At 71.2% G+C, this 18,537-nt stretch carries 15 protein-coding genes; 10 read left to right on the top strand and 5 right to left on the bottom strand.

The genetic code is table 11. From position 1 onward, the window contains the following. Positions 1–111: 111 nt before the first annotated feature. Positions 112–1,008 (bottom strand): LysR family transcriptional regulator, encoded by an 897-nt coding sequence (locus F1D61_RS17735; RefSeq protein ID WP_203152991.1) that lies wholly within the window; start codon positions 1,006–1,008, stop codon positions 112–114. Between the two features lie 106 nt (positions 1,009–1,114). Here F1D61_RS17735 and F1D61_RS17740 point away from each other — a divergent pair, with 106 nt between their 5' ends. From F1D61_RS17740 to F1D61_RS17755, 4 genes are all read left to right on the top strand, one after another. Further along, complete coding sequence (locus F1D61_RS17740; RefSeq protein ID WP_203152992.1) at positions 1,115–1,909, top strand: SDR family NAD(P)-dependent oxidoreductase; 795 nt, start codon at positions 1,115–1,117, stop codon at positions 1,907–1,909. A 154-nt stretch (positions 1,910–2,063) separates the two neighbouring features. Next, entirely contained in the window at positions 2,064–2,825 is a 762-nt protein-coding gene (locus F1D61_RS17745; protein WP_203152993.1) for an endonuclease/exonuclease/phosphatase family protein, read from the top strand. After that, positions 2,822–3,820, top strand: a complete 999-nt coding sequence (locus F1D61_RS17750; RefSeq protein WP_203152994.1) for a lysylphosphatidylglycerol synthase transmembrane domain-containing protein — start codon at positions 2,822–2,824, stop codon at positions 3,818–3,820. Before F1D61_RS17745 ends, F1D61_RS17750 begins: the two co-directional genes overlap by 4 nt. Before the next feature lie 54 nt (positions 3,821–3,874). Further along, positions 3,875–4,093, top strand: a complete 219-nt coding sequence (locus F1D61_RS17755; protein WP_203152995.1) for a hypothetical protein — start codon at positions 3,875–3,877, stop codon at positions 4,091–4,093. 10 nt (positions 4,094–4,103) lie between these two features. Here the strand turns inward: F1D61_RS17755 and F1D61_RS17760 are convergent, their stop codons facing one another. Together F1D61_RS17760 and F1D61_RS17765 are read right to left on the bottom strand one after the other, a co-directional pair. Next, positions 4,104–4,631, bottom strand: coding sequence for a GNAT family N-acetyltransferase (locus F1D61_RS17760; RefSeq protein WP_203152996.1), 528 nt, complete (start codon positions 4,629–4,631; stop codon positions 4,104–4,106). A gap of 72 nt (positions 4,632–4,703) precedes the next feature. Next, complete coding sequence (locus tag F1D61_RS17765; protein WP_203152997.1) at positions 4,704–6,125, bottom strand: phospholipase D-like domain-containing protein; 1,422 nt, start codon at positions 6,123–6,125, stop codon at positions 4,704–4,706. A 173-nt stretch (positions 6,126–6,298) separates the two neighbouring features. Between F1D61_RS17765 and F1D61_RS17770 the strand changes: the two genes are divergently transcribed. Then, entirely contained in the window at positions 6,299–9,697 is a 3,399-nt protein-coding gene (locus F1D61_RS17770) for a DEAD/DEAH box helicase (protein ID WP_203152998.1), read from the top strand. Positions 9,698–10,160: 463 nt separating this feature from the next. On the opposite strand, the gene F1D61_RS17775 is transcribed toward F1D61_RS17770, so the two are convergent. Together F1D61_RS17775 and F1D61_RS17780 are read right to left on the bottom strand one after the other, a co-directional pair. Then, positions 10,161–10,928 (bottom strand): EAL domain-containing protein, encoded by a 768-nt coding sequence (locus F1D61_RS17775; RefSeq protein WP_203152999.1) that lies wholly within the window; start codon positions 10,926–10,928, stop codon positions 10,161–10,163. Between the two features lie 121 nt (positions 10,929–11,049). Beyond that, entirely contained in the window at positions 11,050–11,610 is a 561-nt protein-coding gene (locus F1D61_RS17780) for a cupin domain-containing protein (RefSeq protein WP_348649362.1), read from the bottom strand. Between the two features lie 156 nt (positions 11,611–11,766). Here F1D61_RS17780 and F1D61_RS17785 point away from each other — a divergent pair, with 156 nt between their 5' ends. The 5 genes from F1D61_RS17785 (at position 11,767) to F1D61_RS17805 (ending at position 18,532) form a co-directional block, all read left to right on the top strand. After that, the gene (locus F1D61_RS17785; RefSeq protein WP_203153001.1) at positions 11,767–12,549 is read left to right on the top strand and encodes an ABC transporter substrate-binding protein; all 783 of its coding nucleotides are present in this window, start codon (positions 11,767–11,769) and stop codon (positions 12,547–12,549) included. 17 nt (positions 12,550–12,566) lie between these two features. Further along, a complete protein-coding gene (locus F1D61_RS17790) occupies positions 12,567–13,223 on the top strand; it encodes an amino acid ABC transporter permease (protein ID WP_203153002.1) in 657 nt (218 codons plus the stop codon). Then, positions 13,220–13,951, top strand: coding sequence for an amino acid ABC transporter ATP-binding protein (locus tag F1D61_RS17795; RefSeq protein ID WP_203153003.1), 732 nt, complete (start codon positions 13,220–13,222; stop codon positions 13,949–13,951). Before F1D61_RS17790 ends, F1D61_RS17795 begins: the two co-directional genes overlap by 4 nt. A 249-nt stretch (positions 13,952–14,200) precedes the next feature. Further along, a complete protein-coding gene (locus F1D61_RS17800; RefSeq protein WP_203153004.1) occupies positions 14,201–15,487 on the top strand; it encodes an NAD(P)/FAD-dependent oxidoreductase in 1,287 nt (428 codons plus the stop codon). 324 nt (positions 15,488–15,811) lie between these two features. Continuing rightward, a complete protein-coding gene (locus F1D61_RS17805) occupies positions 15,812–18,532 on the top strand; it encodes a bifunctional diguanylate cyclase/phosphodiesterase (protein WP_203153005.1) in 2,721 nt (906 codons plus the stop codon). The last annotated feature ends 5 nt before the right edge of the window (positions 18,533–18,537 follow it).

Consider the following 18,537-nt stretch of genomic DNA (forward strand, 5'->3'; position numbering starts at 1 on the left):
CCTCTGCAGTGTGCCGGAGCCTCGCCACGTCCTCCATGCTCGTCCGTCTCTATTTGTAGACCCCGTGTCCAAACGATCGCGGACGGACCGCCCCGGTTCGCTGAAGCGGCCTCACCCCCGGACCACCGCGTGCGCGGCCAGAAAGTCCACGAAGCAGCGGATGCGCAAGGACAGCCGCTCGTGCCCGGCATAGAGGGCGTGGATGTCCTCCGCATCGCCCGGGCTGAACTCTTCGAGCACCGGCACGAGGCGGCCGGCCGCAATGTCCTCGTCGACGTGGAAGCGGGCGAGCCGGGCGAGCCCGGCACCGCCGAGCGCCATCAGCCGCACCACCTCGCCGGAATTGCCGAAGAAGCGGCCGTGGACCGGTCGCTGCACCACCATTCCGTCGACCAGGAACGGCCAGGTGTCCAGCGAGCGGCGGAAGCTGAAGTTGAGGCAATCGTGATGGGTGAGCGCGTCCGGATGGGCGGGCGTGCCGCAGCGTTCGAGATAAGCGGGAGCCGCCACCACCGCGAGGCGGCTGCGCCCCAGGAGCTTCGCCCGCAGGCTCGTGTCGCGCAGAGGACCGATGCGGATCGCCACGTCGGCCCGCGCCTCGACGAGATCGACCACGTCGTCGGTGAGCGCGAGATCGACCCGCATCCGCGGCTGCTCGAGGAGAAAGCGCGGCAGCACCGGCAGGATCACCCTGGTGCCGAACGGCACCGAGGCGTTGACCCGGAGAAGCCCGCTCGGCTGGGCGGCGTCGCGGCCGAACCCGTCCTCGATCGCGTCGAACTCGGCGATCAGCTCGCCCGCACGCGCGAGATACGTCTCGCCCTCCGGCGTCAGGGTCATCGCCCGGGTGGTCCGCCGGATCAGGCCGACGCCGAGCCGCGCCTCCAGCCGCGCCACCGCCCGGCTCACCGCCGAGGGCGTGCAGCGCAGGGCCTTGGCGGCGGCCGCGAAGCTGCCGCGGCGGGCCACCTGCACGAAGGCTTCCATCTCGCCGAGGCGGTTGTCCATCGCGGGCTCATTGTTGCGTCCGATGCACGATCATCGTGCCGGCCCGCGCGCTGGTCATCAATCCCCGGCATCGTCATCTCGGGGCTTCCAGAGACGGAGACCGACCATGGACCTCAAGATCGGCGGCAAGACCGCCCTCGTCACCGGCGCCACCGCGGGCATCGGGCTCGCCATCGCCCGCCGCCTCGCCGCGGAAGGCGCCGAGGTGGTGCTGCCCGGGCGCAGCCAGGGGAAGCTCGATGCGGCGGCGCAGGCCGTCGCCGCCGAGCCCGGGGCGCGGGCGCCCCGCACGGTGCTGGCCGACCCGGCCACGGCGGAGGGCGCGGCGGCTTTGGTCGCGGCCGTGCCGGCGGTCGACATCCTGGTCAACAACCTCGGCATCTACGAAGCCAAGGCGTTCGAGGCGATCACCGACGCCGACTGGCACCGCCTGTTCGAGGTCAACGTCGTCTCGGGCGCGCGGCTGGCCCAGGCCTACTTCCCCGGCATGCTCGAACGGAACTCCGGGCGGATCGTGTTCGTGTCGAGCGAATCCGGCCTCGTGCCGCCGCCCGACATGCTGCACTACGCGGTGTCGAAGACCGCGCAGCTCACCATCACCCGGGGCCTGGCGCAACGCACCCGCGGCACCGGCGTGACGGTGAACGCGGTGATGCCGGGCCCGACCCGCTCGGAGGGCATCGTCGACTTCCTGAAGAGCGTCGCCTCCGATCCGGACGCCCCGGCGGACGAGCTGGAGGCGGAGTTCTTCCGGGTCCACCGCCCGCTCTCGCTGCTCGCCCGGATGATCGAGCCGGAGGAGATCGCGGGTCTCGTCGCCTATCTGGCCAGCCCCCTCGCGGCGGCGACCAACGGGGCGAGCCTGCGGGTGGAAGGCGGGATCGTGCCGACCATCGCCTGACCTCCCTGGCGCCGCCCTGAGCCGCCGCGCGAAGGCCGCCGCCCGGCATCCTGGGCGGCTCAGGATCTAACATTCCGGTGGCCGTGGAGGCCCCCGAACCACAGCCAGGCTCGGCCGTTGAGGGACGTTCGTCCCCTCGCGAGAAGGTCTCCGGTTGCTCCGCGTCCTCACCTACAACGTGCGCCGCTGCCTCGGTGCCGACGGCCGGCTCGACCCTGGGCGCATCGCCGCGGTGATCGCCGGCTGCCGGGCGGACGTGGTGGCGTTGCAGGAACTCGATGTCGGGCGCGCCCGCAGCGGCGGGATCGACCAGGCGGAGGTCATCGCCGGCCATCTCGGGATGCGCTCCCACTTCCACCCGGCGATGCGGGTGGAGGAGGAGCTCTACGGCGACGCGATCCTGACCGCCCTCCCCTCCCGGCTGGTGCGGGCCGCCGCCCTGCCGGGCCGGGACGGCTGCGAGCCGCGCGGCGCGCTCTGGGTCGCCGTCACCGCCGGCGATGCCGAGGTGCAGGTCGTGACTACCCATTTCGGCCTCGGCCGGCACGAGCGGCGGGCGCAGGCCGAGGCGCTGCTCGGGCCCGCCTTCCTCGGCGATCCGGCCTGCCGCGACCCGGTGGTGCTGCTCGGCGACTTCAACGCGCTGCCGGGATCGCACGTCCACCGCCGCCTCGCCGCCCGGCTGCCGGACGCGCAAGGCAAGAGCGCCTGGATGCGGCCGACCTTCCCGGCGCGGCTGCCGCTCCTGCGCATCGACCACGTCTTCGTCAGCCGCGGCATCGCGGTGCGGTCGGTGCGAACGATGGGCGGCCGGCTCGCCCGGGTCGCCTCCGACCACCTGGCCCTCGTCGCCGACCTCGACCTCGCGCCGGCCCTCGGCCCCCGCATCTCCGTGCCCCGGGAGGAACCCGCGTGACGCAGGCCCACGAACAGACCGAAGCCAAGCAGGAGAAGACCGCGCGCCGCCGGTTCTGGACCATCCTCCTCACCGTGCTCAGCGTCGCCCTCGGCGGCTACCTGCTGTACCGGACGCTCGCCGGCTACAGCATGGGCCAGCTCGTCGAGTCGGTCCGCGCGCTCCCGGCGGGCCGGCTCGCCGCCGCCGGGGGATTTGCCGCCGCGAGCTATCTCTGCCTGACCGGGATCGACTGGCTGGCGCTCCGCGCCGCCGGCAAGCCCCTGCCCTATCCCCGGGTCGCGCTGGCGGCCTTCATCAGCCTGTCGCTCGGCCACAGCATCGGATTCGCGGGCCTGAGCAGCGGGGCGATCCGCTACCGCTTCTACACCCGCTGGGGTCTGCACACCGCGGACGTCGCCAAGGCGGTCCTGTTCTGCGGCGTCACCGTCGCGGTCGGCCTGATGGCGCTCGGCGCCGTCGCGGTGCTGGTCCATCCCGGCCTCGCCCGGGAGGTGACCGGCCTGAGCGAGGGCGCGGTGCTGGCGGCGGGCCTCGCCTGCGCGGGCGGTGTGGCGGCCTATCTCGGCCTCGCCGCCTGGTGGCGCAAGCCGCTGACCTTCCGGCGCTGGTCGATCGAGATGCCGCCGTTGCCCCTCGCGGCGGCGCAGGTGGGCCTGGGCGCGGTCAACTTCGCCCTGGTCTCGGCCTGCCTGCACCAGGTGCTGGCGGCGGTCTCCGATGTCGGCTTCCTCGCCGTCGCCTCGGTCTTCGTCATCGCCAACGCGGCGGTGCTCATCACCCACGTGCCCGGCGGCGTCGGGGTGATCGAGAGCGTGGTCGTCCACCTCCTGCCGAAGACCGACGTGATCGGTCCGCTGATCGCCTTCCGGTGCCTGTACTTCCTGGGGCCCCTGGCGCTCGGCCTCGTCGTCTTCGCGGTGACGGAAGCGGTGTTCCGGTGGCGGGATGCGGGCGGGGAGGCGCGGGAGGTCGCGCCCGCGCGGTCGTCATGAGCCGGGCGTGGCGCTCGTCGGGGGAATGCGGTAGTTTGAAAGGAGGTGGTTCCGATGAAGAAGCGCGCTCCGATCCGGCAATATGCTCGCAAGCTCTCCGGGGACGGAGTGAGGCTGCGTGCTACCCTCGAGGAAACTCGCCAAGCCGGCGACGATCCCGGACTGACCATCGTGTCGGACCAGCAGTTCGACGCACTCCTCGCCCTGCTGGACGATCCGCCCGCCGTGTCGGACGAGCTCCGACGCGAGATCGCGAACCGTCGCTGGAGATGATGCGGGCGACCTATGGCCGCTTCAGCAGTTCGGCCGCCACGGGCATTGGCAGCACCATCCGGGTCGTCCGGCCACCGATGTCGGTGATGCCCGTGAACCGATAGTGGGTGTAGAAGCGCCGTGCTTTCTCGCCCGCGGCATCCACGATGATGAGCGCTCCGCCCGCATGCTCGTGCGCACTGAGCGCCCGGCCGATGGCGGCGAGCACCAGGTCTCGGCCGACCCCCTGGCCTTGCAGCGTCCGGTCTACCGCCAAGCGGGCGATGAGGAGGCCGGGTATGATGAGCGGCGTGCCATGCGGCCGGAGACGCCGCGGAAGCGTATCCCGCGCGATGGTGCCCGGCGCCAACCCGACGAAGGCGACGACCCGAGCCGCGCCTTGGATCGTCGCAACGAAGACACGCGTGAGGCCGCGCTGATCGTTGGTGAGGGCGTGGTCCCGCAGCCAGGCGCTCTGCCCCTCGACATCGGTCGTCCCGGTATCGAAGGCGCTCAGGTCATGGCTCTCGTTCAGGCGAGCGAGATTCGAGAGTTCCACGCAGACCTCCAGGACGAGGAATCCCGGTTACTTCAGCGCTCCATAATGACGCAAGGGCACTTCCTTGCTTCCCTACGCCGTCCCGAACGGCCGCTCCGGGTCCAGCAGCTCGGAGCTGACGAGGGGGTCGAGCAGGCCCTCCTCCTCGGGCACCTCGCACACCCGTAAGCTGCGCGGCCCGCCCATGTGCCGGCGGATCGCCGCGACGAGGCCGTCCTGCGCGATCTCCGCCTCCATCACCTCCGGCGCCACGCCCAGATGCTCGGCGACCAGGCGGGCGCGTAGATGACGGAGCGCGGCGCGCTCCTCCGGGGTCCGGGCCTCGACGGCGAGGTCGCATTCGGTGTCGAGGGCGACCGAGCGGTTGTTGAGGTTCGAGGAGCCGATGCGCAGGAAAACATCGTCGATCAGGACGAGCTTGGCGTGGACCTCGATCTCGCGATCCCCCTCCGGCCCCGGCACGACAGGGTAGGCCACGAAGAGACGGCCGAAGCGGTCGACCTCGCGCAGGCGCCGCAGCACCCGGTCGCGCGGCGTGCCCATGGCGACGCGCTCGGTGAAGTTGTGCGAGCGGCGCGTCAGCACCACCACGATCTCAGGCCCCGCCTCCGCCGCGAGATGGGCGGCCAGCGCATCGGCGACGAAATTGGCCGTGAGGTACTGCGCCTCGAGGTAGATCGTCTCCTTCGCCGCCGCCAGCGACGCGGCGGTGAGCGCCGCCGCCTCCTCGACCGAGGGCTCGTCGCCCTGGAGCGGCATGGTGCGGGCGATGGCGACGGGGGCGTCGGTGAAGAGGGGCGCCAGCCCCTGCGGCCAGACCGGGACGGCGGCCGTCACCGGCGCCAGACCCTCGCCGGTGGCGGCGCGCCAGCGCTCGCGGGCGATGTCGCCGAGGCGCACCGCCGCCTCGCCATCCACCGCCATCTGCAGGTCGTGGACCGGCGGGTAGAGATCGCCGTCGGGATTGGTGCGCAAGGGGTCGCCGGCCGTATGGGCGGGGGTGTCCCAGCGCCCGACCGTGAGATCGATCCCGCCGCAGAAGGCGATCCGGTCGTCGATGCAGACGAGCTTCTGGTGATGGGCGGCGTAGAGCGGGTGGTGGGTATCGAGGCGCACCTCGACCCGCGGATGCGCCTCCCACTCCGCCCCGAACAGCAGCGGCAAAGCCGCGCCCGGCCCGTGCACCGTCGCGACGCTCCAGACCAGCACCCGCACGTGAAGATCGGGCCGCTGCGCCGCGAGGTCGCGCAGGAACGGCCCCAAGGGCGGCGACTCCTCCGGGCTGGCATCGTGGCGCAGGCGGATGCGCCCGTCGAAGTCCCAGCCGACGATCAGGATCGAGTGCTGCGCCTGGCGCAACGCATCCTCCAGCCGGGCGAAATACTCGGCGGAATCGATCATCACCGCGACCCGCTCGGCCCGGGCCACGCACCGGCAGGTGCGGCCGGGGTGGAACAGGGTGTCGGTCTCGGCGCGCGCGGGATCGATGGTCATGAGCGCTGGTGGACTCCTCGCATTCCTTTGGTCCCGGAACGGCAGGCGGGGCCGTCCGTTCCGGAGCGACGGGAAACGCACAGGCGATTTGCCCGGAGGCTGCCGCAACGGTTCCCTTGACCGGCCCGGCTTCCTACCTTGGCCCGCAGAGCCCGGAGGTGGATCCCGTTTCGATGCGCAGGAAGAAGTCCTTCACCGAACGCGACATCCTGCGCAACTGCGGCCACGCCTCCTTCCACGACGGCGCGCGCGACCTGGCGCAGGGCCGGGTGATCGAGATCGAGGCCGACGGGGACGAGTACGTCGAGGGCGACGTCGAGAGCGGCAGCGGACGGACGGTGTACAGCGTCTCGATCGAGGTGGGTCAGGATCCCGGCGGCGTCGGCATCAGCGGGATCTGCACCTGCCGGGACCGCTTCAATTGCCGGCACGTGGCGGCGGTGCTGCTCGCGGCGCTGAACGGCACCGCCGTCCGGCCCCCGCCGCCTGCGCCGCCGACCCCCGAGGAGCGGGCGGCCCGCCTGCTCCGGCTCCAGGATTCGACGACCGACGACACCCTGTCGCCCGAGCTGACGACCTGGGTGGCGCGCCTCGACCAGGTCCGCAAGACCGGCAGCGAGGAGTTTCCGCCCGATATCGACCGGCGCCTGATCTACGTCGTCCTGGCCCTGCCCGGCCGCGGCGGCACCGCGCCCCGGCTCGCCGTCGCGCCGATGCAGGCCCGGATCCTGAAGAGCGGGGCGATGTCCGCCAAGGCGCGCCCGGTCGATCCACACAGCCTCGGCTATGTCGGGAGCCCGCCCCAGTACCTGCGCCCGTCCGACCGGCGCATCCTCAAGGCCCTCGGTGGGCGGATGCGCGAGACCGACGGCGACGGGCCGCCGGCCTATCCCCTCGTCGACCAGACCGGCGCCGGGATCCTGGACCAGGTGCTGGCCACCGGCCGCGCCCGGTTCGAGACCGTGCTGGGACCGGCGCTGGCGGCAGGCCCAGCACGGCGCGGCCACCTCGCCTGGATCGAGGGCGAGGAGACCCTGACGCCCCGGCCCGTCCTCGACGGAGAGGCCGAGGGGAGCACCGTCCTGGCGCTGGCCGCCCAGCCGCCGGCCTATCTCGACCCGGAAGCCGGGCTCGTCGGGCCGATCGAGGTCGGGCTGCCGCCGCACCTCGCCGCCGCCCTGCTGGCGGCACCGCCGGTGCCGGCCTCCGCCGCGCCCGCCCTCAACGCCGCCCTGGCCAAGCAGGTGCCTGGCCTAGACCTGCGCCTGCCGGAGCCGCCACGGGAGACGGTGGTGGACCAGGCGCCGGTGCCTGTGCTGCGCCTGACCCAGATCGAGGTGCCGGCGCCCATTTCCTACTATCCGATCGGCCAGCAGCCGCCGCCCGAGCCGCTGCGCCTCGCCGCCCTCTCCTTCCGCTACGGCCCGGTGACGGTGCCGTTCGGCGACCTGCGGGCGAAGCCGACGCGGCTCGCGAAGGGCCGGCTCTACGTGGTCGAGCGCGACGTGGCGGCCGAGCAGCGGGCGGTGGCGCGGCTCCTCGCCCACGGCCTGTCGCCGGCTGAGGAGCGCCGCGTGGACCTGCCCAAGACCCATGCCCGGGACTTCCTGCCCGATGGCGGCGAGGAGGCCTGGACGGCGCTCCAGTCCGAGGCCCTGCCCGCCCTGAAGGCCGAGGGCTTCGAGATCGTGACGGATCGGAGCTTCCGCGGCCGGGTGCTGCACCCGGATGCCGCGGTCGAGTTCGAGATCCACGAAAGCTCCGGCATCGACTGGCTCGAACTCGACCTCGGGGTCGAGATCGAGGGCGAGCGCATCCCCCTCGCCGAGCCGATCGCGGCGCTCCTGGCGCGTCCCGACTTCACCATCGAGGCGATCGACGAGGCCTCGCCCGAGCCGGTGATGCTGCCGCTCGGCGACGGGCGGCTCCTGGCCCTGCCGGGGTCGCGCCTCAAGCCGATCCTGCTCGCTCTGCGCGAGCTCAGCCTCGGCGGCGCCTCGGGCGAGGGCGGGCGCCTGCGGCTCGGCCTCGTCGATGCCGCGACGCTGGCGGCCCTGGAGCGGATGAGCGAGGCGGCGATGCTGGCCTGGCGCGGCGGCGAGGCCTTGCGCGCCATGGGCCGGATGCTGCTGGCCGAGGGCGGCATCCCGCCTGTCGCCCCGCCTGAGACTTTCCGCGCATCCTTGCGGCCCTACCAGGCGGAAGGCCTGTCCTGGCTCGCCTTCCTGCGCGATGCCGGCCTCGGCGGGATCCTCGCCGACGACATGGGGCTCGGCAAGACCGTGCAGGCCCTGGCGCTGATCGCCCGCGAGAAGGCGGAAGGTCGCCTCGACCGGCCGGCCCTGGTGATCGCCCCGACGAGCCTGATGGCGAACTGGCGCCGGGAGGCGGAGCGCTTCGCCCCCGACCTCTCCGTGCTGGTGCTGCACGGCCAGGGCCGGCGCGAGCATTTCGACGCGATCGACGGCCACGACGTCGTGCTGACGACCTATCCCCTCGTCGTCCGCGACCAGGCGGTGCTCTCGGGCCAGGACTGGCACCTCCTGATCCTCGACGAGGCGCAGACGATCAAGAACCCGGACGCGACGACGACCCAGCTGATCCACGGCCTGTCGGCCCGGCACCGGTTCTGCCTCTCGGGCACGCCGCTGGAGAACAACCTCGCCGAATTGTGGTCGCTGTTCTCCTTCGCCTGCCCGGGGCTTCTCGGCGAGCGCAAGACCTTTGCCCGGACCTGGCGCACGCCGATCGAGAAGCACGGCGATGCCGAGCGCAGCCGGCTGCTCGCCCGCCGGATCAAGCCGTTCCTGCTACGGCGGACCAAGGAGCAGGTGGCGCGCGACCTGCCGCCGAAGACCGAGATCACCGAGGAGGTCGAGATGGGCGAGGCCCAGCGCGCCCTCTACGAGTCGATCCGGCTCGCCATGCACGCGAAGGTGCGGGAGGCGATCGCCGCCAAGGGCTGGGAGCGCAGCCGGATCGTCATCCTCGACGCCCTGCTCAAGCTGCGCCAGGCCTGCTGCGACCCGCGCCTCCTGAAGCTCGACCGGGCAGGTGAGGCCGGCTCGGCCAAGCTGGAGCGGCTGGAGGAACTGCTCGACGCGCTCCTGGCCGAGGGTCGCCGGGTGCTGGTCTTCTCGCAATTCACCTCGATGCTCGCGCTCATCAAGCCGCGGCTGGACCAGGCCGGCATCGCCTATACCGAGCTGACCGGCCGCACCCGCGACCGGGAGGGCGCGATCCGGCGCTTCGAGACCGGCGAGGCGCGGGTGTTCCTGATCAGCCTCAAGGCCGGCGGCACTGGGCTCAACCTCGTCGCCGCCGACACGGTGATCCTCTACGATCCGTGGTGGAACCCGGCGGTGGAGGCGCAGGCGATCGACCGCGCCCACCGCATCGGCCAGGACAAGCCGGTCTTCGTCCACAAGCTCGTCGCGTCCCGCAGCATCGAGGAGAAGATGGAGGAGCTGAAGGCGCGCAAGAGCGCGCTGGCGGAATCCCTCTTCGACCACGAGGGCGCGCCGACCAGCGCGCTGACGCAGGCCGACCTGGATGTGCTGCTGGAGGGGTGAGGCGAGGATGCCTCTTCGCTCACGCGCCTCTGTTCAGGACGATCTCCCGGGCATGAAACCCTCGCTGTCATCCCGGATTTCGTCGAAGACGAAAGCCCGGAATGACGCGGCTGGTTCGAGAACCGGATCGACTTCCGACATCGACTGCGTGATCGAATTCCACTTCCCATCCGCGACCTCATCCTGAGGTGTTGGTCGATCGAAGATCGACTGACCTCGAAGGAGGGCTCCAGGGATCGCGGAGGCTTCTGGAGCCCTCCTTCGAGGCTCCCTGCGGTCGCACCTCAGGATGAGGTCGCGGATGGGAGCGCACGCATGATCTCAAATAAATAGCTTCTCATACCAACGGTCGTTGGAAACGACCGTTGGTTCCGTTCTCGAATTTTCGTCAAGCCTCTGGCTTGGCGTAGACAATTCGAGATGGCTCAATGGCCCGATGCGTCAGCATCTTGGGCCATTGGTATCACGCCGCCTGCCGCATCCCCGGCAGGTTCAGCTCCGGCAGGGCCTCGACCGTGGGCCGGGCGAAGAGGTAGCCCTGGAACAGGGTGATGCCCGCTTCGCGGAGCGCCGCGAGTTCGTCGGCCGTCTCGATCCCCTCGGCGATCACCGCGACGCCGATCGCCCGGGCGATGCCGATCACGCCCGCGACGATCGCCCGCCGGGCCGGCGAACCGGCGATGCCGCGGATCAGCTCCATGTCGAGCTTGATCAGGTCGGGCTGGAACCGCGCCAGGAGCCCCAGGCCGGCATAGCCGGCGCCGAAATCGTCGAGCGCGGTGAGGAAGCCGCGCTGGCGGTAATCGGTGATGATGCGCTGGACGTGGGCGACGTCGATCATGCGCTCGTTCTCGGTGAACTCGAACATGATCCGCTGGTGCGCGAACCCGATGCGCCGCGCCGCCTCCAGGGTCGCCCGGATGCAGGCCGCCGGCTCGTAGACGGCGTTGGGCAGGAAGTTGATCGACAGCCGCACGTCGCCGGCCGGAAACAGCCCGCCGGCCAGCTCGATCGCCTTGGTGCGGCAGGCCTGGTCGAAGCGGTAGCGGTTGTCGTCGTCGACCTGGCCGAGGATGTGGCCCGCCCCCTGCCCCTCGGTGCCGCGCACCAGGGCCTCGTAGCCCCAGACGCCCCCGGTCTCGAGGTCGACGATCGGGTGGAACGCCATCGTGAAGGTGAAGGGCAGCGGCTCGCCGCTCCTGCACTGCCCGCACCCGCTGCGCTTCGTCATGATACTACCAGGCTCCGTCGGCGGATACCCTCCCACCGTTATCTTCACGCAATATGAAAACCGGCCCCGCGGATGCGAAACTAAGACGATTGTCCTGCGACGCGATCGTCCCGGAAACGCCTCACCCCCGCGGCACCGCGTTGACCCACAAGACCACGGCGATCCGGTCGGCGGACGGATTGCGGTAGCGGTGCGGGCGCCGGCTGGCGAAGCGGAAGCTGTCGCCCGGCCCGAGCTCCGCCGTCGTGTCCTCGACCGTGAGGACGAGGCCCCCCTCCATCACCAGCCCGGCCTCCTCGCCGTCATGGACTAGGGGCGCGTCGCCGGTGCCGGCCCCCGGCGCGAGCTGCATCAGGAACAGGCTCAGGGCCGCGTCGCCTTGCGTCAGCAACTGCTTGGTGATGCCGGCGCGCCAGAGGGTGAGCGCCGCCCGCTCCCCGGCCCGGGTGACGATCCCGTCGGCGGCCGCCCCCTCCGGCGCGCCGAACAGGGCGCCGAGCCCGACCCCGAACAGGTCCGCGACCTGCGTCAGCGCCCGCAGCGACGGCGAGGACAGGCCGCGCTCGACCTGGCTGAGATAGCCGATCGACAGGCCGGTCAGCGCCGCCACCGCCTTGAGCGAGAGCCCGCGCTCCTGCCGCAAGGCGCGCAGCCGCCGGCCGACCGCGAGATCGGCCGCCATCGGCCCGTCCATCTGCTCATTTGGTTGCCGATCTGCCGCCTGTTTCATGTGCATGAAATTCGATTGCGTGATGCAGCGAATTATGGCCTGATGTTCATGTCAATGAAATTTAAGTGATGTGGCGGCCGGCCGCACACAACCGTCAGGGGAGATAGGATGACGAGGCGTCTGATGCGGGCCGCGGGTGCGGCCCTGGTGCTGCTCGCCGGAAGCGCGCTCGCCCGCCCCGCCCTGGCGCAGGAGACGGTCCGGGTCGGCTCGACGCCGACCGGCGTGCCCTTCACCTTCCTCGACACCAAGACCAACACCATCCAGGGCGTGATGGTGGACGTGATCACCGCCATCGGCAAGCAGGCCGGCTTCTCAGTGCAGATCGAGCCGTTCCAGTTCTCGAGCCTGATCGCCGCGCTCAACGCCAGGAAGATCGACGCGATCTCGGCGGCGATGTTCATCACAGCGCCGCGCAAGGAGGTGATCGCCTTCTCCGAGCCGGTCTACGCCTATGGCGAGGGGCTGGTGGTGCCGAAGGCCGACACCAAGGCCTACACGGCGTTTTCCGACCTGAAGGGCGAGGTCGTCGGTGCCCAGGTCGGCACCGCCTTCGTCGACGCGCTCAAGAAATCCGGCGAGTTCGGCGAGGTGAAGGCCTACGACACGTTCCCGGACATGCTGCGGGACGTCAATGCCGGCCGGGTCAAGGCGATCTTCGCCGACGCGCCGATCATCGCCTACAACCTCAAGAGCGGCAACTTCCCCAACGCCCACCTCGTCGCCTCGTACAAGCCGGTGGTCGTCGGCTCGGTCGGCATCGGCGTGCGCAAGGACGACACGGCGCTGCTCGCCAAGATCAATGCGGGGCTCGCCAAGATCAAGGAGAACGGCGAGCTGGCGAAGATCCTGGAGAAGTGGGGCCTGCAACCGTCGGTGAACCCGTCCTGATCGGCTGAGACCGTCCCATGTCCGGCTTCCTGTCCGACGCCCGCGAGTTCATGCCGATCCTGCTCCAGGGCGTGGGGCTGACGATCCTGATCACCGCGGGCTCGCTCGTGGTCTCGACCGCGCTCGGCCTCGTCTGGGCGATGATGCGGGTGTCGGGCGTGCCCGTCCTGTCGTTCATCGCCGCGAGCTTCATCAACGTGATCCGGGGCATCCCGATCATCGTGCAGCTGTTCTACATCTACTTCGTGCTGCCGGATTTCGGGGTGTCGCTCACGGGGGTGCAGGCGGGGATCATCGGCCTCGGGCTGGCCTATTCGGCCTACCAGGCCGAGAATTTCCGCGCCGCCATCGAGGCGATCGACAAGGGCCAGGTCGAGGCGGCGCAGACCATCGGCATGGGCTGGGGGCTGACGATGCGGCGGGTGCTGCTGCCGCAGGCCTTTCGCGCCGCCCTGCCGCCCTTCGGCAACGTGATGATCATGATGCTGAAGGATTCGTCGCAGGCCTCGACCATCACGGTGGCCGAGCTGGCGCTCCAGGGCAAGCTCATCGCCTCCTCGACCTTCAAGAACACCAGCGTGTTCACCCTGGTGGCGCTGATGTACCTGGCCCTGAGCCTGCCGCTGATCCTGATCGTGCGCCATTTCGAGAAGCAGCAGGCCGGCCGGCGATGATCGAGCTCGACGACGTCCGCAAATCCTACGGCGCGCTGCCCGTCCTCAAGGGCATCACCGCGCGGGTCTCGAAGGGCGAGGTGGTCTGCGTGATCGGGCCGTCGGGCTCGGGCAAGTCGACCGTGCTCCGCTGCATCAACGGGCTCGAATCCTACGAGGGCGGCACCATCACGGTGAATGGCCGCAAGGTCGACCGGTCCGACCGCTCGATCCGGAGCGTGCGGGTCCAGGTCTCGATGGTGTTCCAGCGGTTCAACCTGTTCCCGCACCGCACGGCGCTCGAGAACGTCATCGAGGGGCCGATCTTCGTGAAGGGCGAGGACCGTGGGCAAGCCACCGAGCGCGGCCGGGCCCTGCTCGCCCGGGTGGGTCTCGCCGGCAAGGAGGAGGCGCACCCGCCGCAGCTCTCCGGCGGGCAGCAGCAGCGGGTCGCCATCGCCCGGGCGCTCGCCATGCGGCCCGACGCGATCCTGTTCGACGAGCCGACCTCAGCCCTCGACCCGGAGCTCGTCGGCGAGGTCCTGGGCGTGATGCGCGGGCTCGCCGAGGAGGGAATGACCATGATGGTCGTCACCCACGAGATGGGCTTTGCCCGCGAGGTCGCCGACCGGGTGCTGTTCCTCGACGGCGGCGTGATCGTCGAGGAGGGCCCGTCCCGCGAGGTGCTGGGCCGCCCGCAGCAGCCCCGCACCCAGGACTTCTTGCGGCGCGTGCTGAACCCGCTGTGATGCGTTTTGTCTCAGAGCCTGTTTATCTGATTCGGGCATGCAATCCCACACGCGACCTCATCCTGAGGTGTCAGCCCATCGAAGATGGGCTGGCCTCGAAGGAGGGTTCCAGGGATCACAGAGGCTTCTGGAGGCCTCCTTCGAGGTCAGTCGATCGAAGATCGACTGACACCTCAGGATGAGGTGGAAGGTAGGAGATCCCATCCTCGCTTCAGTTTTCGGAAGATCGATTCGTTCGAACAGGATCTCATGACCGAACCCTTCCCCCTCGGGCCGGCCCTCTGGGCCGCCACCGCCCCGCCGGCCCCGGCCATGCAAGCCCTGACGGAATCCGGCCGGGCCGACGTGGTGGTGATCGGCGCCGGCTTCTGCGGCCTGTCGACGGCGCTCCACCTCGCGGAAGCCGGTCTGAAGCCCGTGGTGCTGGAGGCGCGCGAGATCGGCTTCGGCGGCTCGGGCCGCAACGGCGGCCAGGTGATCCCGGGCCTCAAGCACGATCCCGACGAATTGGTGCAGATGTTCGGGAGTGAGCGCGGCGAGCGCCTCGCCGCCTTCGGGGCCGGCACGGCGGATGCGGTGTTCGACCTCATCGCCAAGCACCGGATGGACGTGCCCCATATCCGCACCGGCTGGATCCAGGGCGCCCATACCGCCGAGGGCCTGTCCGTGGCGGAACGCCGGGCCGAGCAATGGTCGCGCCGCGGCGCGCCCGTGCGCCTGCTCGACAAGGCCGAGACCGACCGGCTGCTCGGCACCGAGCGCTACCGCGGCGGCTGGCTCGACGGGCGGGCCGGCGCGGTGCAGCCGCTCGCCTACGCCCGCGGCCTGGCCAGGGCGGCGCTCGCGGCCGGCGCGGCGATCCATACCGACACCCCCGTGACCGGCCTGTCGCGCCAGGGCGCGACCTGGACGGTGCGGACGGCCGGAGGCCCGAGTCTGACCACCGAGCGGGTGGTGCTCTGCACCAACGGCTATTCGGGCGACCTGTGGCCGAACTTGCGCCAGACCATCATCGCGGCGAACTCGTTCCAGGTCGCCACGACGCCGCTCTCCGACAACCTGCGCCGCACGGTGCTGCCCGAGGGCCAGGTCTGCTCCGACACCCGCAAGCTCCTGCTCTATTTCCGCCTCGACCATACCGGCCGGCTGCTGCTCGGCGGGCGCGGGCCGTTCCGCGAGCCGAAGGGGCAGAGTGACTGGTCGCATCTCGAGCGGATCGTCCCGAAGCTGTTTCCGCAGCTCGCCGGAATCGGCTTCGATCATCGCTGGTGCGGGCGGGTCGCGGTCACCCGGGACTACCTGCCCCACCTGCACGCGCCCGAGCCGGGCCTCCTCATCGACATCGGCTGCCAGGGCCGGGGCGTCGGCCTCCAGACCCGGATGGGCCAGGCGATCGCCGCCTCCATCGCCCGGAGCGACCCCGATGCGCTGCCGATCGCCCCGACCCCGATCACGCCGCTGCCGCTGCACGGGCTGCACCGGCTCTACGCCTCGGCGGTGGTGGCGTGGTACCGGCTCCAGGATGGGGGTCTGTAGGGGGACGCAGGCAGGGCAGCGGCAATCCGGCACGCCCGCGAGGTCCGCGCCCCTCGCGCCGGATCCGATCGATGGCGGCGCAAGGGGATTGCGGCTTCGCTCGAGTGCCGTGCGGGCCTGCCGGTACGATCGATTTTGGTGCAGCCTACCCGGCGGCACTCTCGGCAATGGGAACACAATTCTTTCACCGTCGCTGTGATCGATACGGCTATTGATCGGAAGTCATAGTCCCCACCGGCATGAAATCGGGCCCAGAGGTTTCACCGCTTCTTAAAGGCCGCGGGCGCATAGGACAGCATTCTCCGCACCGACAAGACGAGAGCCGTGGCCCCGACGATCGACACTCCGCCGGCCGGTGCCTCGCGCGGCCGTTCCTCCCGGATCGTGGTCGCGTCCGCCGGCCTGCTGGCGGTGGTGATCGCGATCTCCTCGGGGCTGCTGGCGAGAAGCCTGCACCAGCACGAGATCACCGAGACGGAGCGCAATCTCGTCGGACTCTCCACGGTGCTGGCCGACCAGGCCGACCGGGCGCTGCAATCGATCGAGCTGGTCCAGGACAGCGTGATCGGCGAGTTCCGGGCGGCGGGGATCGCCAGCGACGAGGACTACGCCGCGCTGGCCGGCAGGCCGTCGCTGCACGAGGCACTCAAGACCCGCATCGCCGCCCTGCCGCAGGTGAACGCCGTCACGGTGATCGACCGGCACGGCAATCTCCTGAACTTCAGCCGCTACTGGCCGATCCCGAAGGTCAACATCTCCGATCGGGACTACTTCAAGATGCTGAAGTCCGATCCCGGACTCGACCGCTACATCGGCCAGCCGGTGCAGAATCGCGGTGACGGGGCCTGGACGATCTACATCGCCCGCAAGGTTCGCGCCCCGGACGGATCGTTCCTCGGCCTGGTTCTCGGGGCCGTCGAGCTCGGCTATTTCGAACGGCTCTACGCGGCGATCGTCCCGGCTTCCGACTACGTCGTCTCGATCTTCCGCCAGGACGGCACGATGCTCGTCCGACATCCCCAGCGCAACGGCAGCGTCGGGCGGATCTTCACCGGTGCGGCGGCCCTGAAGATCGCCGGCACGGCGCCGGGGGGCGGCACGATCCGCGTGGTCAGCCCGATCGACGGACACGACCGCATCGCCGCCACGACGGCGCTGACGCGCTACCCGATGCTCCTGAGCGTCAGCCGCACCGCGGAGGCGAGCCTCGCGGCCTGGCGCCAGCAGGCGTGGATCATCGGCGCGGCCGCCCTGCTCCTCGATCTCGGCCTCGCCGGGCTGGTGCTGCTCGGCTTGCGCCAGGCGCGGGGGCAGGACCGGCTCGCCGCGGCGGAGGCCGCCCGCTCCGCCGCCGAGGCGCGGGAGCGGGGCGAGCGGGAACTCGGCGCCCAGCGGGCGAAGTTCGGCGTCGCCCTCGACCACATGACGCAAGGGCTGTGCCTGTTCGACCGCGACGACCGGCTGATCGTGATGAACACGCGCTATGCCGAGCTGCACGCCGTGCCGGAGGCCCTGCGCCGGGAGGGCACGACGCTTTCGGCCCTCCTCGACCATCTCGGGGCGGACGGGACGCGGGCGGCCCTGGTGGCGGCGGCCCGCCGCCGCATCGCCGCCGGCGGCCCGGCGAGCTTCACCTGCGACCTCACCGACGGTCGCGCCATCGCGGTCGTGCATGTGCCGGTCCCGGGCGGCGGCTGGATCTGCACCCACGAGGACGTGAGCGAGCGCCGCCGCAACGAGGCGCGCATCGCCCACATGGCCGGCCACGACGCCCTGACCGGCCTGCCGAACCGCGCCCAGCTGCAGGAGCGCCTCGACGCGGCGCTGGCGGAGCGCCGCACCGAGGATGCGGTGAGCGTGCTCTGCCTCGACCTCGACGGCTTCAAGGAGGTCAACGACACCTACGGCCACCCGGTCGGCGACGAGCTCCTGCGCCTCGTCGGGCGGCGGCTGCGGGAGGTGGTCGGCGCCACGGCCTTCGTCGGCCGCCTGGGCGGCGACGAGTTCGCGGTGATCCGGTGCGCGCCCTCGCACCCGGCCGGCGTGGCGGCGCTCGCCGAGCGGATCGTGCGGCTCCTGCGGCAGCCCTTCGAGGTCCAGGGCCACGAGGTCGGCATCGGCACCTCGATCGGCGTCGCGACGACGGAGGAGGCCGACGTCACCACCGCCGAGCTGCAGCGCCGGGCCGACGTCGCGCTCTACCAGGCGAAATCCTCGGGGCGGAACGGCTGGCGCTTCTTCGACCCGGCCATGGATGCCGACCTCCAGCGCCGCCGCCAGCTCAGCGCCGACCTGCGCGTCGCGCTCGCCGAGGGGCAGCTCGCCCTGCACTACCAGCCGATCGTCGCCGCCGACGGGTCGGGCTTGCGCGCCCGCGAGGCGCTGCTGCGCTGGCACCACCCGCGCGACGGCGTCGTCAGCCCGGGCGAGTTCATCCCGATCGCCGAGGCGACCGGGCAGATCCGCGGGCTCGGCGCCTGGGCCCTCGCCCGGGCCTGCGCCGATGCCGCCGCCTGGCCGGCGGAGATCAAGGTGGCGGTGAACCTGTCCCCGGCGCAGTTCGTCGGCGACGGGCTCGTCGAGGAGGTGGCGGGAGCGCTCGAGGCGAGCGGCCTGCCGCCGGAGCGGCTCGAACTCGAGATCACCGAATCGGTGCTGCTGCAGGACGACGCGGCCACGCTGGCGATCCTGCACCGGTTGCGCGCCCTCGGCGTCGGCACCGCGATGGACGATTTCGGCACCGGCTATTCGAGCCTGAGCTACCTGCGCCGCTTCCCCTTCGACAAGATCAAGATCGACCGCTGCTTCGTGCAGGATCTCGGGCAGGAGGACGGCAGCGCCGCCATCATCCGCGCCACGATCGACCTCGGCAAGGCCCTCGGCATGGCGGTGCTGGCCGAGGGCGTCGAGACCGAGACGCAGGCCGCGATCCTGCGCGAGGCGGGCTGCGACGAGTTGCAGGGCTACCTGTTCGGCCGCCCCCGCCCGATCGGGGACGCGAAGGACCGTACGGCGGCCGGCGGAGTCTCGGCCGCGGCCGCCTGATCCCG

The sequence above is a fragment of the Methylobacterium aquaticum genome (assembly GCF_016804325.1).
Lineage (GTDB): Bacteria > Pseudomonadota > Alphaproteobacteria > Rhizobiales > Beijerinckiaceae > Methylobacterium > Methylobacterium aquaticum_C.

Excerpts from the sequence above, each read along its gene's own strand:
- F1D61_RS17770 (WP_203152998.1), top strand. The coding sequence starts at position 6,299 with ATGCGCAGGAAGAAGTCCTTCACCGAACGCGACATCCTGCGCAACTGC.
- F1D61_RS17775 (WP_203152999.1), bottom strand. The coding sequence starts at position 10,928 with ATGACGAAGCGCAGCGGGTGCGGGCAGTGCAGGAGCGGCGAGCCGCTG.
- F1D61_RS17790 (WP_203153002.1), top strand. The coding sequence starts at position 12,567 with ATGTCCGGCTTCCTGTCCGACGCCCGCGAGTTCATGCCGATCCTGCTC.
- F1D61_RS17780 (WP_348649362.1), bottom strand. The coding sequence starts at position 11,610 with ATGGCGGCCGATCTCGCGGTCGGCCGGCGGCTGCGCGCCTTGCGGCAG.
- F1D61_RS17785 (WP_203153001.1), top strand. The coding sequence starts at position 11,767 with ATGACGAGGCGTCTGATGCGGGCCGCGGGTGCGGCCCTGGTGCTGCTC.
- F1D61_RS17765 (WP_203152997.1), bottom strand. The coding sequence starts at position 6,125 with ATGACCATCGATCCCGCGCGCGCCGAGACCGACACCCTGTTCCACCCC.
- F1D61_RS17735 (WP_203152991.1), bottom strand. The coding sequence starts at position 1,008 with ATGGACAACCGCCTCGGCGAGATGGAAGCCTTCGTGCAGGTGGCCCGC.
- F1D61_RS17795 (WP_203153003.1), top strand. The coding sequence starts at position 13,220 with ATGATCGAGCTCGACGACGTCCGCAAATCCTACGGCGCGCTGCCCGTC.
- F1D61_RS17740 (WP_203152992.1), top strand. The coding sequence starts at position 1,115 with ATGGACCTCAAGATCGGCGGCAAGACCGCCCTCGTCACCGGCGCCACC.
- F1D61_RS17755 (WP_203152995.1), top strand. The coding sequence starts at position 3,875 with ATGAAGAAGCGCGCTCCGATCCGGCAATATGCTCGCAAGCTCTCCGGG.
- F1D61_RS17800 (WP_203153004.1), top strand. The coding sequence starts at position 14,201 with ATGACCGAACCCTTCCCCCTCGGGCCGGCCCTCTGGGCCGCCACCGCC.